15 protein-coding genes are annotated in these 16,194 nt (G+C 60.7%); 3 read left to right on the forward strand and 12 right to left on the reverse strand.

The features are described from left to right. Positions 1–51 precede the first annotated feature (51 nt). The 5 genes from ACP7BN_RS02980 to ACP7BN_RS03000 are packed head-to-tail and all read right to left on the reverse strand — an operon-like array spanning position 52 to position 4,728. Positions 52–975, reverse strand: coding sequence for a tetratricopeptide repeat protein (locus ACP7BN_RS02980; protein ID WP_426201489.1), 924 nt, complete (start codon positions 973–975; stop codon positions 52–54). Continuing rightward, positions 975–1,460, reverse strand: coding sequence for a hypothetical protein (locus ACP7BN_RS02985; protein ID WP_420648864.1), 486 nt, complete (start codon positions 1,458–1,460; stop codon positions 975–977). Before ACP7BN_RS02985 ends, ACP7BN_RS02980 begins: the two co-directional genes overlap by 1 nt. Next, complete coding sequence (locus tag ACP7BN_RS02990) at positions 1,460–2,809, reverse strand: ATP-binding protein (RefSeq protein WP_426201491.1); 1,350 nt, start codon at positions 2,807–2,809, stop codon at positions 1,460–1,462. Before ACP7BN_RS02990 ends, ACP7BN_RS02985 begins: the two co-directional genes overlap by 1 nt. A gap of 57 nt (positions 2,810–2,866) precedes the next feature. Next, positions 2,867–3,838 (reverse strand): metallophosphoesterase, encoded by a 972-nt coding sequence (locus tag ACP7BN_RS02995; RefSeq protein ID WP_420648866.1) that lies wholly within the window; start codon positions 3,836–3,838, stop codon positions 2,867–2,869. Next, entirely contained in the window at positions 3,838–4,728 is an 891-nt protein-coding gene (locus ACP7BN_RS03000; RefSeq protein WP_085733063.1) for an NAD(+) kinase, read from the reverse strand. Before ACP7BN_RS03000 ends, ACP7BN_RS02995 begins: the two co-directional genes overlap by 1 nt. Positions 4,729–4,841: 113 nt before the next feature. On the opposite strand from ACP7BN_RS03000, the gene ACP7BN_RS03005 reads away from it, so the two are divergent. After that, positions 4,842–5,792: a DUF1853 family protein gene (locus tag ACP7BN_RS03005; RefSeq protein WP_426201493.1), complete on the forward strand. Its 951-nt coding sequence runs from the start codon at positions 4,842–4,844 to the stop codon at positions 5,790–5,792. 150 nt (positions 5,793–5,942) lie between these two features. On the opposite strand, the gene ACP7BN_RS03010 is transcribed toward ACP7BN_RS03005, so the two are convergent. After that, complete coding sequence (locus ACP7BN_RS03010) at positions 5,943–7,226, reverse strand: arsenic transporter (protein ID WP_426201495.1); 1,284 nt, start codon at positions 7,224–7,226, stop codon at positions 5,943–5,945. 89 nt (positions 7,227–7,315) lie between these two features. Next, the gene (locus ACP7BN_RS03015) at positions 7,316–7,873 is read right to left on the reverse strand and encodes an NADPH-dependent FMN reductase (RefSeq protein WP_420648869.1); all 558 of its coding nucleotides are present in this window, start codon (positions 7,871–7,873) and stop codon (positions 7,316–7,318) included. Positions 7,874–8,058: 185 nt separating this feature from the next. Between ACP7BN_RS03015 and ACP7BN_RS03020 the strand changes: the two genes are divergently transcribed. Both ACP7BN_RS03020 and ACP7BN_RS03025 read left to right on the forward strand, forming a co-directional pair. Continuing rightward, entirely contained in the window at positions 8,059–8,295 is a 237-nt protein-coding gene (locus ACP7BN_RS03020; protein WP_420648870.1) for a hypothetical protein, read from the forward strand. An 86-nt stretch (positions 8,296–8,381) separates the two neighbouring features. Next, positions 8,382–9,275, forward strand: coding sequence for a LysR family transcriptional regulator (locus tag ACP7BN_RS03025; RefSeq protein WP_426201498.1), 894 nt, complete (start codon positions 8,382–8,384; stop codon positions 9,273–9,275). Here ACP7BN_RS03025 and ACP7BN_RS03030 read toward each other — a convergent pair. From ACP7BN_RS03030 to ACP7BN_RS03050, 5 genes are all read right to left on the reverse strand, one after another. Next, entirely contained in the window at positions 9,241–9,855 is a 615-nt protein-coding gene (locus ACP7BN_RS03030; RefSeq protein ID WP_426201500.1) for a GNAT family N-acetyltransferase, read from the reverse strand. The genes ACP7BN_RS03025 and ACP7BN_RS03030 overlap by 35 nt on opposite strands. Before the next feature lie 14 nt (positions 9,856–9,869). Further along, positions 9,870–12,125 (reverse strand): Orn/Lys/Arg decarboxylase N-terminal domain-containing protein, encoded by a 2,256-nt coding sequence (locus tag ACP7BN_RS03035; RefSeq protein WP_426201502.1) that lies wholly within the window; start codon positions 12,123–12,125, stop codon positions 9,870–9,872. 207 nt (positions 12,126–12,332) lie between these two features. Next, the gene (gene dnaQ / locus ACP7BN_RS03040) at positions 12,333–13,091 is read right to left on the reverse strand and encodes a DNA polymerase III subunit epsilon (protein ID WP_420648874.1); all 759 of its coding nucleotides are present in this window, start codon (positions 13,089–13,091) and stop codon (positions 12,333–12,335) included. Positions 13,092–13,303: 212 nt separating this feature from the next. Next, on the reverse strand, positions 13,304–14,446 hold the full coding sequence (locus ACP7BN_RS03045) for an HlyD family secretion protein (protein ID WP_426201504.1): 1,143 nt from the start codon (positions 14,444–14,446) through the stop codon (positions 13,304–13,306). After that, positions 14,443–16,101, reverse strand: a complete 1,659-nt coding sequence (locus ACP7BN_RS03050) for an MFS transporter (protein WP_426201506.1) — start codon at positions 16,099–16,101, stop codon at positions 14,443–14,445. The genes ACP7BN_RS03045 and ACP7BN_RS03050 overlap by 4 nt, the downstream gene beginning before the upstream one ends. Positions 16,102–16,194: the final 93 nt, after the last annotated feature.

Here is a 16,194-nt window from a genome sequence, read left to right on the forward strand (position 1 = left end):
GTGCCGGGCATCAGGTCAGCGAGCGAAGCGACGGGCGTAACGCCTGCCGTCCTAGAACTCTCTTGAAAGTTTTACCTGGGTCAGTTCCTTCTCCATCGCGCGCTTGAAAATCTGCGGCGCGGTGAAGGTATAGAGGACGAAACCCAGCCAGAGCCAGTCGATCACCTCGGCGGCACCGGGATAACCCTGCGCCGTGACCGTGATCACGGTGACGCGATACACCACGAACATGGCCAGCAACAAAATGATTGCGCGCGTGGTGCTGCGCTCGGTCAGCCAGCTGTTGAAGCGCCACCAGAAGCCCATGAACAGGTTGCTGCGCGCCTTGACCGCGGTCAGCAAACTCAGCGCCGAGACGTTGTTGGCGTTTTCCTGCAAGGCCCAGATCGCGTGCTCGCGCGCGCCATTGACGTCGCCCTCACGCAGACGCAAACGACCGAGCACGATCACCGCTGCGGCATGCCCGGGATCGGCCTGCAACGCCTGACGGGCAAAGCCTTCGGCCTGCTCCCAGTGTCCGCAGGCCAGATGGTATTCGGCCATGGCCACCAGGTTGGCAGCGGCATCCGGCTCCAGCTCGAGCGCTTTTTCCAGCAACGGCTGGCTCTGACTCAAGCGACCGGTGAGCTGGAACAGATCGGCAAGGCTGCGGTAATAGCGCGGGTCGGTGGGTTCCATGTCGAGCAATTGCAGCAAGTGCTGCTCGGCAATCTTGAACTGACGCGAGGCCATGGCGGTGTGCGCGGCGGCGTAATGCGCCAGCGGCAACGCAGGGTCCATCGCCAGTGCCAGCGCAGCCTCATGCCGCGCCGCGTGCAGGCGACGCATGTTCATCAGGCACAGCGCCAGCAGCGCGTGCGCCTCCGAGCACTCGGGATCATCGGCCAATAACTGGCGAAGGCTGTCGATGGCGCCGTCGAAATGCCCGGAATCCAGACGCTGATAAGCGACTTGTAACAGATGCGAAGTGTTCATCAGCTCACCACCAGATACCAAAGGGTGGCAGGCACCAGTTTGACCACGAAGCCCTTGAGCACGAACGCGCCACCCAGCGCCACCAGCGGCGCGAAGCGATTCAATACGCCGCCGTAATACTGATACAGCTCGATGGTCGCGTTTTGCAGGGTGAACAGCACATAGCCAATGGTCAGTTTCCACACCACCAGCACCAGCAAGGCGTATTGAATCTGCGCCTGAGTGCTCAGATAGCCGTTGTTCAACAGACTGATCAGCGCCAGGCCGATCAGCAGGCTGCCCACCGCGCCGACGCCGACCCAGATCCATTCGCGCACGCGGGTGGGGCTGCCCACCGCAATCGAGTTCAGCACGAACCACGGCAAGCCCAGCCAAGCCCCGCCCATCATCAGCGCCAGCAGCGGCCAGAACGGCGACACGGCAAATCGCGCCAGGCCACCCGGGCGCGGTTCGTCTTCAATCCGGTAAAAATTCTGGCTGGCCATCAGCGTCCCTTGCCATGTTTGTCGAGAAAGGCCAGCACTTCGTCGTACTGATTGCCTTCGTTGGCATAACGCGCGTAGTTGCGCGCCGTGGTCAGCCACTCAAGCGTAGTCGGACGCACTTCTTTCAAGGCCTGCTTGAAATGCCGGTCACAGATCGGTTGCTCGGAGCCTTCATTGATCGATTCTTCGATGGCTTCGTCAGCGGCGGTTTCCACCAGCTCACCGAGGTCGGCCCCGGAGAATCCAGAAGTATGTTTGGCGAGAAACGCGAAATCGATATCCGCCGCCAGCGGCCGGCCCTTGACCATCATTTGCAGCATGTTTTCCCGCGCAGGACGATCCGGTGGCGGCACGAACAGCACGCGATCAAAGCGACCGGGACGACGGAACGCCGAATCCACCGACCACGGCACGTTGGTCGCGGCGAGGATCAGCACGCCATGGTTGTTTTTCGCAAAGCCGTCCATTTCCGACAGGAACGTGCTGACCAGTTTCGACGACGTCGACTCGCGGGTGTTGGAGCGTTTGCCGCCGAGCGCCTCGACTTCATCGAAGAACATCACCGCCGGCGCCTGCGCCCGCGCCTGCTCGAACAACGCATGCAACTTGCGCTCGGATTCGCCGATGTACATGTCCAGCACATCGGAGATCGCGATGTTGAAGAACTTGGCGTTGCACTCGCCGGCCGTGGCCCGCGCCAGCAGGGTCTTGCCGCAACCCGGCGGGCCGTACAGCAGCACGCCGCCGCCGACACGCTTGCGAAAGCGTTCGAACAGACCGGGTTTCTGATACGGCAGGATGATCTTTTTGTGGATGGTCTTTTTCAGATCGTCCAGACCACCGATATCGCTGAAGGTGACCGTTTTATCTTCCGGCACCAGCAGACGGCGGACTTCGGTCTGGTCGGTGTCATCGTTGGAGATCACCCGCAACTTCGGACGACCCTCGCCGCCCGCAAAGTCCACCACCGACACGTTGAGCCGGCGCCACAGCACCATGTCCTCAAGTGACGGATTGGCGTCGATGGCCGCGCGGTATTCAACCTGAGCCTCCTTCAGACGTTCGAGATCGGCCAGCGCCCGCGCGCGCAACAGGCGCAACGCCGGGTCATCGCCAACCGCGACGTCCAGCGCCTTCTGCGCCTGTCCGGCGGCCAGATACAGCTGGGCCGCGACGGGTTGCAGCGCTTCGGCATCCTTGAGTTGCGGCAGGTCTTCGGGGATCAGCTTGAGCCCGCGCGCGTGATCACCACGCTCAAGGCACGCCTTGAGCAGCAAGGTGATCAGCGCAACGTTTCCCGGCGAGGCCAGCAGAGCGGCCTCCAGTTGATCCAGCGTCGTGTCATCCATGGTGAATCCTTGTGACAGCCAGTTGCAGATTGAACAAATAGAACGTCCGGCCCGGGGTCATCGCAGCACCTCCGGCCGCTCGACATCGACCCAGACAAATTTCTGCGGATCGAGGCGGGTTTCCTGATCCAGACGATAGGCCACGAGTTTGCCGTAAAGCACTGCGCTGTAATCCAGACAGGCGAGGTTCGGCCGGATCGGCGCCGGTTTGCCGCTGCGCCAGTAATGGCCGACGAACAGCAATGGCTGGTCTTCGCCGTAGCGCAGCAGGTTGTTTTTTTCGCTCGAGGTGAGCGGCTTTTGTGCCACCGGTTCCGGCAGCGCGTCGGGCTGGAACACGATGTCGCCGTAGGTTTGCGGGTCGTCTTCCCAGAATTTGGTGCGGAAGAACGAACGCACCAGACCATCGCCGCTGGTCATGGTCAGGCCATCCGGCAGGGGCATGTCGGTGCCGCGCAACAGGCGATCAAACACGGTGCAGGCAAAACTGCCGGGCACGGCCGAGGCCTGGAGGAAGTGTTCGTCGATGCAGCCATCCGGGAACAACGCGCGCAGCGGCTCGATCAGGCCGGCGTCCCAGCAGGCGTGCACCACGCGGAAACGCCCGGCATCGACGAACAGCGGCAGCTCGTAGAACCACTGCTGAAAGTCATGCCAGTCGCCCGGGTGGTCTTCGAATTGGGTCAGGGTTTCGTGCAGCAGGCGCGCATGCCGCGGTGTGTGCTCACGGACGAACTGCTTGCCGCTGCCCGGCAGTGCCGGCGTGCTCCAGCCGAGCGCGTTGAACTCATGGTTGCCCATGATGCACAGCGCCTGACCGGCCGCGACCATGTCGTGGACGATGTGCAGCGCTTCGCGAATGCGCGGGCCGCGGTCGATGATGTCGCCGACAAACACCGCCATGCGCGACGGGTGCCGCCAGACGCCAGCCTGTTTGTGATAACCGAGGCGGTCGAGCAAGTGCTCAAGGGTCAGAGCGCAACCGTGCACGTCACCGATCAGATCGTAACTACGCGCGGGATCGAGCATCACTCGCCTCCACCGCCCAAGCGGCTGCCCCAACCGAGCTTGGTGCGGCACACTTCGTAATAGTTGTGATCCAGCGGATGGATCAGACGCAGCTTCTGCGCTTTCTTGCTAACGGTGATGGTATCGCCCGGCGCGCAGGTGAAATGGTTCTGCCCGTCGCAGGAAACTTGCGGATAAATCTGCATATCTTTGGACACGACGATTTTCAGCTCACTGTTGCCGTCGACCACAATCGGCCGGCTCGACAACATATGGGGATACATCGGCACGATCACAATGGCATCGAGCTTGGGGTGCATGATCGGCCCGCCGGCGGACAGCGCATACGCGGTGGAACCGGTCGGCGTGGCGACGATCAGGCCGTCAGCCTTCTGGCTGCAAACGAACTGGCCATCGATGTACAGCTCGAATTCGATCATCCGCGTCGACTTGCCGGGATGCAGCACCACGTCATTGAGCGCGTCGCCCTGGCCGATGGCCTCGCCATGGCGGCGGACTTCGGCTTGCAGCAAAAAGCGGTTTTCCACCAGATAATGGCCGTCGAGCACCTTGGCGACTTCGACTTCCAGCTCATCCGGGCGAATATCTGTCAGGAAGCCGAGGCTGCCCCGGTTGATCCCGAGCACTGGAATATTGTGTTTGGCCAGCGCCCGCGCGGCGCCAAGCAGGCTGCCGTCACCGCCAACCACGATGACCATGTCGCACACTTCGCCGAGCATCTTGCGCGACGAGGTTTGCAGGCCATGCCCCGGCAGGACTTCGGCGATGGTGTCTTCGAGGATCACATGCAGGTGCCGATCGAGCAGAAAGCGTTTCAGTCGGCGGACGGTATCCAGCACCTGCGAACTGCCGAGGCGACCGATGATGCCGATATTACGAAATTGCTCCATGGGGCTCCTGCGGGGTGTCGGGTGCGAAAAGGCCGATTATGGGCGAAAGCCTGCGATAGACAAAATCCTTTCAGCCTCAAGGAGGCGCCGGTGTTTGCGGCTATGCTCGCAAGATGATCCTATTTCCCGATTTGCTCCAGTTGCCCCACCAGTTGCGCCACCCCGAGGTGCGCGATCTGGCGTGGGTGATCCTCGCCCCGCCGATGCTTGCCATTACGCCGTGGCCGCAGCGGCATCCGCTGGCCGGCAGCGAGTGGGTGGACGATCCCCAGCGTCTGGAGCATTGGTTACGCGCGCTCGACCGCGACAGTTATGGCCTGCTGCATTGGTTGGCGCAGGCGCGCACGCGGCGGCTGGGTCTGTATTACGAGCGCTTGTGGCAGTTTGCCGTGCAGCATGCGCCGGGCATCGAATTGATTGCGGCGAATCTGCCGATCCGTCGTGAGGGCCACACCCTTGGCGAGCTGGACATGCTGCTGCGCGACCGCGACGGCGTGCATCATCTGGAACTGGCGATCAAACTCTATCTCGGCCCACAAAATGGCGATGGGCGCGATTCAGCGCAGTGGCTGGGGCCGGGTTGCCATGATCGGCTGGATCGCAAACTGGCGCATCTGAGTCAGCATCAACTGCCGATCTCGGCGCGCCCGGAAAGCCGCGAAGTGCTGGCGCGGCTGGATATCGGCGAGTTCAGCGCGCAGCTGTGGCTGGGCGGTTATCTGCTGTATCCGTGGCCCGGTCAGGCGCAATCGCCGAGCGGCGCGCATCCGCAGCATTTGCGTGGCAGTTGGTTGCATCAGAAAGACTGGCCGGCATTTGTCGCACAGCGCCCGGCCGGACGCTGGCAACCCCTGCCCCGCCACGCCTGGCTAGCGCCGGCGCATTACCCGGCGGATCAGACCTGGAGCCTTGAACATTTGCAGATGTGGCTTGATGAGCTGGAGCCATTGGCCCCGGCGCAGTTGATGGTGCGCCTGATCGAAAACGCTCAGGGGGAATGGGAAGAGGCTGAGCGCTTGTTTCTGGTGTCGGATCTTTGGCCGAATGTACCGGGCCAGTCCTGAGATTTGCTTTGTCTGAACCGGCCTCATCGCTGGCAAGCCAGCTCCCACAGGTTTCGCGGTGAACACTGGAGCTGTGGGAACTGGCTACTCCCTCAATTTGCAATGCATTCCCTGTGAGAGCTGGCTTGCCAGCGATGAAGCCGACCCGGTCTAAATGGATAACCGCAGAGCCAGAGCCGCCAAGGTCACTAACAAAACCGGCACCGTCAGCACAATCCCGACCTTGAAGTAATACCCCCAACCAATCTGAATTCCCTTGCGCGCCAGCACATGCAGCCAGAGCAGCGTCGCCAGACTGCCAATCGGCGTGATCTTCGGCCCCAGATCGCTGCCGATCACGTTGGCGTAGATCATCGCTTCCTTGACCACACCGCTCGCCTGACTGGCATCAATCGACAGCAAGCCGATCAGCACCGTCGGCATATTGTTCATGATCGAAGACAAAAACGCGGTCAGCACCCCGGTGCCCAGCGCCGCGCCCCATATGCCGTAGCCAGCGAAGACATTCAGCCAGCCCGCGAGATAGTCCGTCAGCCCGGCATTGCGCAGGCCATAGACCACCAGATACATGCCCAGCGAGAAGATCACGATCTGCCACGGCGCATCCTTCAGCACCTTGCGCGTGGAAATCCTGTGCCCGCGCGCGGCAATCCCCAGGAGCAACGCGGCGCACACCGCTGAAATTGCGCTGATCGGAATCCCCAGCGGTTCCAGTGCAAAACAGCCGATCAACAGAATCACCAACACCGCCCAACCGGCGTAGAACGTGGCCTTGTCGTGGATCGCGGTGTGTGGCTGTTCAAGTTGCTCAGGGTCGTAAGCCTTGGGAATGTCACGGCGGAAGAACCACAGCAACATGCCCAGCGTCGCCGCCACGCTGACAAAGTTGACCGGCACCATCACCGCCGCATAACGGTTGAACCCAATGTGAAAGAAATCCGCCGAGACAATGTTGACCAGGTTCGACACCACCAGCGGCAGACTGGCGGTATCAGCAATGAAGCCTGCGCCCATGACGAACGCCAAGGTTGCCGCCGGCGAAAAACGCAACGCCAGCAGCATCGAAATCACGATCGGCGTGAGAATCAGCGCCGCGCCGTCGTTGGCGAACAGCGCCGAAACCAGCGCGCCGAGCAGCACCATGAACGCAAACAGCTTGCGTCCACGGCCCTTCCCCCAACGCGCCACGTGCAGCGCAGCCCAGGCGAAGAACCCGGCTTCGTCGAGCAGCAGACTGATAATGATCAGCGCGACAAAGGTCCCGGTGGCATTCCAGATGATCTGCCACACCAGCGGGATATCGCTCAGGTGGACCACGCCAAAAATCAGCGCCAGGATGGCGCCGAGCATTGCACTCCAGCCGACCCCGAGGCCTTTGGGTTGCCAGATGACGAGAGTGATGGTCAGCAGGAAAATCAGTGACGCAGCGAGCATTCAAAACAGCCTTGTTCAACAAAATATTTAGTAGGAGGAACACCTGTGGTGGAGGGACTGTCCCCTCACCACAGGCAATTTCTGGCAAATCATTTTTTGTGTTGTTCGACGAACTGTCCATACGCATCGATGAATTTCTGCAAAAACGGCTTCACCGATTCACTCAGCTTGCCCGCCTCGTCAAACGCCGACCCCGCGCCGCCCAGATAGGCTTCCGGCTGCTGCATGCAGTGCACATCGAGAAACACAAACGACTGGCGCAGATGCTGGTTCGCGCCGAAACCGCCGATCGCACCCGGCGAAACACTGATCACCGCGCCGGGCTTGCCGCTCCAGCAACTTTTGCCATAAGGCCGTGAACCAACGTCAATCGCATTCTTCAACGGCGCCGGCACGGAACGGTTGTATTCAGGTGTGACAAACAGCACCGCGTCGGATGAAGCCACTTTCTCCCGGAAAGTGCTGTAGGCTGCGGGCGGTGAATCGCCGTCAATGTCCTCGTTGTAGAGTGGCAGATCGCCGATTTCGACAATGCTCAGCTTGAGGTTGGCCGGGGCCAGCTCCGCCAGTGCCAGCGCGACTTTGCGGTTGATCGAGGCTTTGCGCAGACTGCCGACGACTACAGCGACGTTATAGACATTGCTCATGGGAAGACTCTCGACTGTGCGTGGGAGAAGGCTGTAGTTATAGATGATCCGGCGACGGTTCCACCAGACGACGAGGGTAAATTCCCGCGTCCTGAATTTTTTTTTCCTGTAGGAAAACTTACAGCGCTAGATGATGGTCTACCAAGCCGCAAATCAAGTGTTTTATCTCCAGAGGTTTTAAGCAGATGGCAGCAGTACTCGTCGGTCAGTTCCATGCAAGAGATGCGGAAGGCCGCGTTTATTCCGTGCATGAGTTCCAGGAATCCACTCCGTCGGCGGACGGAATCACCGGCACGGAGCCCGTCACCACTTACAAACTGGCCATTGGCGATCGCATCGAGAAACTTGATGACGCTGAATTCAAGCTGGTTCAGTCGGGCATTATCCTGACCCGCGAACCTGAGCCGATTGCCGCCTCATAACTGGCCGTTATGAGCAGAAGTCTTAATCGCAGAGTTGGGGTAGGATTCAGCCACTGACCCCAACTGCTCGGACATGGACTTCACGCATGCGTTTACGTCATATCGAAGTGATTCAGGCGCTGTTGCAGACCGGTCACGTAGGCACTGCCGCCGAATGGCTGCAATTGCCGGTGACTGAAGTCGAAGAGCGACTGCGCGAAGCCGAGAGTCAGTTGGGTTTCATGTTGTTCGCCAGCGTGCGCGGACGACTGACGGCGACTGCCGAAGCGCGCGCGTTGCAGGCAGAAATCGCGCATGTCTACGAAGCGCTGGAGCCGGTGCAACGCCTGGCCAGCAGCCTCAAGCAATACCTCGCCCCGCCTCTGCGCGTCATCGGCACCCCGCCGCTTACTCAGCAACTGTTGCCGCAAAGCCTGGCCGCCCTGCGTCGGCGCTTGCCCGATGCGCCGTGCACCCTGCTTAGCCTGCCGACCCGCGATATCGTGCGCAGTCTGTTGTTGCGTGAAAGCGATCTGGGCTTGAGCCTGCACGACCCCGAACATCCCGACATCGATTGCCAGCCGCTGGCCCAAGGCAAGCTGCAATTGCTCGCGCCCCACGGTTGGCTGCAACCGAAGCAGAAGTACATTTCATTGCAGGATCTGGCTGGTCAAGCGCTGGTCGGCCTTGAAGGCCAAGACCCGCTGAGCCCGGCGCTCGAGCACAAACTCCAGGCTTTGCACCCGGCGCCGGTGATCCAGACCCGCGTGCAGACTCATCAGATGATGGGCAGCATGGTCGAGGCCGGCGAAGGTTTGGCCATCGTCGACCCGTTCACCGCGCTTGGCGCGCGGGCCGCAGGTCTCGACGTGTGCCCGTTGTCACCGGCGGTGCCGATCAGCCTGTATGCGTTGACCTTCAAGCACGCCGCACCTTCGTCGGCGATTGAGACTCTGCTCACCATTATTACGGAACAAGCCGCGGCGATGCTGGCGAGTTGATCGGATTTTCCAGCGGGTTATCGAACAATCGGTACCAGAACAACGCCACTTCAGCAGTGTTCGGATCGATCCCGCGATAGCGCATGTGGTCAATCCCGCCGATCACATAACCGCTGCGCTCGTATAAACGACAGGCGCCGAGGTTGTTGTTCTGAGTTTCGAGCATGATCCCCGGCAGCTTCTTCTTGCGACTCCAGAACTGCGCCACATCGAGCAACGCCTTGGCCACGCCATGGCGGCGCGCCGGGGCGTGTACCGCGAGTTCGTCGATGTGCGCAAAGCCGTTCCAGTTAGTGCTGATCACCAGATGGCCGACCGGTTCGTCGTCGAGCCAGGCCATGAAAATCGCGCTGTCGGCGGCATCGCGATAGCTGCTGAACTCCTCGGGATCGATGCCATAGCACTTGCGATACGGCACGATCGGCGTCACCGGCCATTGCTCGACCGGCTTGCCAATCAGCGCTTCGCCGTAAGCGGCGACCTCGAAACTGAAATCGCTGCCCCAGATATAAGGCGCAAAACCTTCATCGGCGACGCGCACCGAAAGACCCGGGTATTTTGGATTCACGGCAGGTTGCATGCTCGGATAAGTCCTCATTCCTTGACGCAATCGACGGTGTATTGCCGCCCATTGCCCTCATCTTCATGTTGCAGCCCGTGCACATCGGCAACGAAACCTGGAAAACTCGCATCGAACGTGCGGGCAAATTTCAGGTAATCGATGATCGAGCGGGTCGCTTCGGTAAAGCGCTCACCGGGCATGATCAACGGAATACCCGGCGGATACGGTACCAGCATCACGGCGGCCACGCGGCCCTCCAGATCATCAATCGGCACTGCCTCGACTTCGCCGCGCACCAGATGATCGTAGGCATATGCCGGTTTCATGGCGATTTCCGGCAGCACGGTGTACATACGCTTGAGATGTTTGGCGGTGGCGTTGCTACGGTAGCAGGCGTGCAACTGATCGCACAGATCGCGCAAGCCCATGCCGCGATAACGCTCGGGGTCTTTCTGGCCTATGCACGGCAAGCAAGTGGCGAGGCTGACATTGGCGTCGTAGCTGCGTTTGAATTCCAGCAGTTCGGTGAGCAGCGTGCTCCATTTGCCCTTGGTGATCCCCATGGAGAACAACACGAGGAACGAATACAGCCCCGTCTTCTCCACCACCAATCCGCGTTCCCAGAGAAATTTACTGACCACGGCTGCGGGAATGCCCTTGTCGCTCAGCGCGCCGCCCGCATTCAGGCCGGGCATGACCAGCGTGACCTTGATCGGATCGAGCAGTACGTAATCGTCGCTGACGTCACTGAAGCCGTGCCACTCCGCGCCGGGTTGCAGCAGCCAGTCTGCGGTCTGTACTCGATCAATGCCTTCGACGCCCGGCGGCTGCCAGATCGAGAACCACCAATCGTCAGCAGCAATGTGCTGGCGCAAATTGGCCAACGCGCGGCGAAAGCTCAAAGCTTCATCGAAAGTTTCCTGTAACAGCGAACGCCCGGCCGGGCCTTCCATCATCGCCGAGGCCACGTCCAGCGAGGCGATGATGCTGTATTGCGGCGAAGTCGAGATGTGCATCATGAATGCTTCGTTGAAACGATCGCGATCGAGCTGCCGCGCCCCACCGTCCTGCACATGAATCATCGAGGCCTGACTGAACGCCGCCAGCAACTTGTGCGTGGAATGCGTGGTGAACACCAGCGGGCTGTCCGCGCTGCGCGAAGTGGCCATGCCGTAACGCCCGGCAAAAAACTCATGAAACGCCGCGTAGGCGTACCACGCCTCGTCGAAATGCAGCACTTCGACGCTGTTGCCCAGGCTCTGCTTGATCAGCTCGGCGTTGTAGCACAGGCCGTCATAGGTCGAGTTGGTGATCACCGCCAGTTTGACTTTCGGCTCGCGGCCCTTGGTCAGCGGACTCGCGTTGATCTTGGCCTGAATCGATTCGCGGCTGAATTCGCTCAGCGGAATCGGGCCGATGATCCCCAGTTCGTTGCGCTCCGGGCACAGATACAGCGGGATTGCGCCGGTCATGATGATCGAGTGCAAAACCGACTTGTGGCAGTTGCGGTCGACCAGGACCAGATCATCTCGCGCCACCATCGAGTGCCAGACGATCTTGTTGGCAGTCGAGGTGCCATTGATCACGAAAAACGTGTGATCAGCGCCGAAATTGCGCGCCGCGCGTTCTTCCGCCTCGGCCAGCGGCCCGGTGTGATCGAGCAGCGATCCGAGTTCCGGCACCGACACCGACAAGTCCGAGCGCAAAGTGTTTTCACCGAAAAACTGGTGAAACGCCTGCCCCACCGGACTCTTGTGATACGCCACGCCGCCGCCATGCCCGGGGGTGTGCCACGAATAATTTGAGTCAGCCGTGTGCTGCACCAGCGCCTTGAAGAACGGCGGCAGCAAACCATCCAGATACTTGCGTGCGGCCCGCGCCACTTGCCGGGCGAGAAACGGTACGGTGTCTTCGAACAGATAGAGAATGCCGCGCAACTGATTGAGCTCGGCCATCGCATCGGCCGGCGCGTTTTCCAGAGTGACTTGCTCGCCGAGGGCGAAGATCGGCAGATCCGGCGCACGCACCCGCGCGAGGCCGATCAGTTCGGCCATGTTCTGCAGCAGATGAGAGTTGGTGCTGGCGTCTTCGGCGGCGATCAGTACGCACGCCAAGCCATGGTGGGTCGACGCGACGAGCCGGCCTTCGGTGTAGTCGGTGGCCGAGACGATGCTGAAGCCTTCCTGCTCCAACTCGCGGGCGATGCCACGAATGCGCTCCCCGGCAACCGTGTCAGCCTTGATGTCACGGTGGACGATCAACACCGGAAACTTCAGATCTTTATACATGGGGCTCAGTGTCCTGAGGCGGCGGATGGTGATCTGCCAATGTCCTCAGGGTAGAGGGTCGCAGCGAATGTCGCGAGTGTGGCCACTTGTCAGCATTATCCAACGCAAAAAAGATCGCAGCCTCGTTGCACTCGACAGCTCCTACAAAGGAATTGGCATTTCACTGTAGGAGCTGTCGAGTGCAACGAGGCTGCGATCTCTTGATCTTCAAGCTTGCGCTTCGGCTTCCAGCAATTGCGTCCACAACGCCGGCGCACCCGCAGACTTGGCAATGATTTCCAACCGCACCAGATGCGCAGCCAGCTCATCTTCAGTCGCGCGAATGATCCGCCCTGGCTGCCGATCTGCCGGCAGACGACGAATCTCGGTAGCCGAGTTATCGCTGCCCTCGCCCGTACCATTACCGTCGGAAGCATTACCCGCCAGCGACAGGCTGGTCTGGCCGCCGGTCATGGTCAGGTAGACGTCGGCGAGAATCTCCGAGTCGAGCAAGGCGCCGTGCAGTTCACGGCCGGAGTTGTCGACGCCGTAACGTTTGCACAATGCATCAAGGCTATTGCGCTGACCGGGGTGACGTTCCCGGGCCATCATCAGGGTATCGAGGATCGAGCAATGCCTGGTGATATCGGCGCGATCCTGCTGGCCGATCAATGCGAATTCGTTGTTGATGAAGCCAACGTCGAACGCCGCGTTATGGATGATCAGTTGCGCGCCGTTGATGAACTCGAAAAACTCATCCGCCACTTCGGCAAAACGTGGCTTGCCGACCAGAAACTCGTTGGTGATGCCGTGAACACCGATAGCGCCTTCGTCACTTTCGCGATCCGGTTGCAGATACACGTGAAAGTGCCGCCCGGTCAGGCGTCGACCGATCAGCTCGACACAGCCGATCTCGACAATCCGGTGGCCGTCGGTCACCGGCATGCCGGTGGTTTCGGTATCGAGTACAACGGATCTGGTGGCCATCAGTGTTCAGCTCTCAACGGGGTCAATCGTGCAAAAGCGGCGATGTTAACACGCTTGCAAGGGTGTTTCAGTCAGACCGTGTCGCCTGCAATCGCCAGCGGCTGGCCCACAGTGAAACTGGGTACATCCGAAAACGATTGGTCGGCTATAAGGCCGCCATCGCTGGCAAGTCGAATCGTCGCACCGCAGCTCCCACAGGGTAAGAAGGTGCATCAGTGATGCTGAGTGTCACCCGCCGCCGTATCGATGCTGACCACCACCGACATCCCCGGCCGCAACCGTTCAATCTCCTGCTGATCCGGATCAATCGTAATCCGCACCGGCACCCGCTGAGCAATCTTCACAAAGTTGCCAGTGGCATTATCCGCCTGCAACAGCGCAAATTCCGAACCGGTGCCCGGCGAAATATGCTGCACCCGCCCAGTGAATTTGCGGTGGTTCAAGCCATCGACGGTGAAGCGCACCGGTTGCCCGACTCGCACATTGTCCATCTGGGTTTCTTTCATGTTGGCGATCACCCACTTCTGATCCGGCACCAACGCCATCAACTGCGCACCAGAATTGACGTAGGCACCAAGGCGCACGCCGATCTGCCCGAGCTGACCGTCACGCGGCGCAATGATCCGCGTGTTCGACAGGTCGATTCGCGCCAATTGCACCGCCGCCTCGGCACTGGCCACCGCAGCTTCCAGAGAGCCACGATTGACGATCACCGTTTGCAGATCCTGGCGGGCGATTTCCAGATTGGCCTTGGCCTGCGCCACCGACGCGGCAGTCTGCGCACTGGCCGCGAGAGTCACGTCAAACTCGCGCTTCGACACCGAACCGTCGCTGACCAACTCTTTGTTACGGCGCAGATCCGCATCACTTTTGCGCGCCTGCGCTTCGCTGTCGGCCAATACTGCCTGACGCAACTTGATGGTCGCCTCGGCGCTGTTACGCTGCTGCACCACATTCGCCAGCGCGGCTTTCTGCACCGCCAGTTGCGCCAGCGCCTGGTCGAGGCGCTGCTGATAGATGCGGTCGTCCAGGCGCACCAGTAAATCCCCGGCCTTCACAAACTGGAAATCCTGCACCGGCACTTCATAAACATAGCCGGCGAGTTGCGGGCCGATGACCGTGACCTGCCCGCGCACCAAGGCGTTTTCGGTGGTCTCGACCGCGCTGCTGAACGGTGGCAATTGCCAGGCATAGAGCACGATCAACACGCCGACGATGGCAATCGCGGCGAAGCCCAGCGACGAGATGATCCGCACCCGCAGCGAGCGCGGCTCGGTGTTCGGCGAAGCCGGCGGCGCCACGCCTTCGGGGGTGGCGGCAATGGCATTGGTGGTCGTGGTGGTCGGTTCGGTCATGAAGAAGTGACACCGCTGGAAGGTACGGAAGAAGGTGTCGCGTCGACGGCTTTGGTGGTGCTCATCAGCCACAGCGCACGGATGGAAATCCAGATCATGGTCAGCACCGCAATCACCGCGATCAGCATGAAGACATCGTTATAGGCCAGCACGTTGGCTTCGCGAGCGGCTGCATTGGACAGGCTGCGAATGCCCGCCAGATTGCGCAGGCCCGGGTCGGCCAGCAACGAGCCATAGGCCGAGCCGCCGCTCTGCACCCGCGCAGCCACCAACGGATCGGACAACGTCAGATGCTCAACGAGGTGGCTGGAATGAAATTTCTCGCGCACGATCTGGAACGTCCCCAGCAGCGCCGCGCCGAGCAAGCCGCCGAGGTTATTACAGATCCCGAACAACACGGAAAAACTCACCAGATTGCGCGGATTGGTCAGTACATTGCGCGTGCCCAAAACCATGGTCGGGCCGAGGAAAAACGTGCTGCCGAACGCCAACATAAACTGACTGAAATACAGGTTTTGCGGGCGCGTCAGGTTGTTCGAATAACTGTCCATCACCGAACCGGTGGCCATCAGCGCCAGCGAAATGATCAGCGGCAGGAGCAAGTGTTTCGGGTCGATGGTCAGCGCACTGGTCAGCAGCCCGGCGACGCTGCCGATCAGCATCACCACGTACAGACTGTGCAGCTGCTGACTGCTCATATTGAGGTATTGCATGAAGCCGACGGCGCCGGTGGATTGCTCCGAGGTGACCATCCGGATCAGCACCACCGCCAGCGCCAGCCGAATCATCGTGCCGCTGCCGAGCCAGCGGGTCATCAGCATCGGGTTGCTGCGGTTATGTTCGATCGCCAGTCCGGCAAAAATCAGCGCGATGGAGCCGGCCAGCGCAACGCCAATCCAGCGTGCTTCCAGCCACCAGTCGATACGCCCCAGCGACAGCACCGCGCAGAGCAAAGCCACGCCGCTGGCGAGAATCGCGAAGGTCAGGAAGTCGAGTTTTTCAAAGGTCTTGAAGCGATCGCCCGGCGGCAGTTTCAGCAGAAACACGCAGCCCAGCGAGATCAGCGCCATGCCCAGCTCGAACAGGTACAAGCCACGCCATTCGGCAATCTGCAACAAGTCCTCAGAAAACAGCCGCGCCATAGGCAACGCCAACTGCGAAGCACCCAGCCCGAGCACCAGCGCCTTCATCCGCCACTTCGCCGGGAACGCTTGCACCATGTAATACAGGCCCAGCGAACTCAGCGCCGCCCCGACCATGCCGTGCGCCGCCCGCACCGCGATGGCCGAACTCAGGTCGTTGACGAACAAATGGCCGAAGGTCACCAGCGCATACAGCACCAGAAACACCTCGGTGAACGCGCGCAAGCCGAACTGCTGACGAAACTTCACCAGCAACAGGTTCATCGACACATTGGTCATCACGTACGCCGCCGGCAGCCAGGCCATTTCGGCAGTGGTCGCCCCCAGCGCGCCTTGCAGGTAGATCAGATTAGCGACCACCAGCGAATTACCGAGGCCACCGGTCAATGCCACCAGCAATCCAACGAGCGCATAGGCGATGCGCTTGGGGTTGGAGTGCAACGGCGTCGAGGGGGAACCGGGCAAGCTGGGCCGCTCGTGGGGCTGCCAGTTGCGCGGGGCGTATTGATCCATTGCCAAGCCTTGTACGAAAGATGGCTGAAGTTTGCCGCAATTTCACCGGCAACACACATCTGCGTAGGCAACAACAGCTCCCGCCGGGTTCTG

Origin of the sequence: Pseudomonas sp. TWP3-1 (assembly GCF_049896625.1) — a bacterium.
GTDB lineage: Bacteria > Pseudomonadota > Gammaproteobacteria > Pseudomonadales > Pseudomonadaceae > Aquipseudomonas.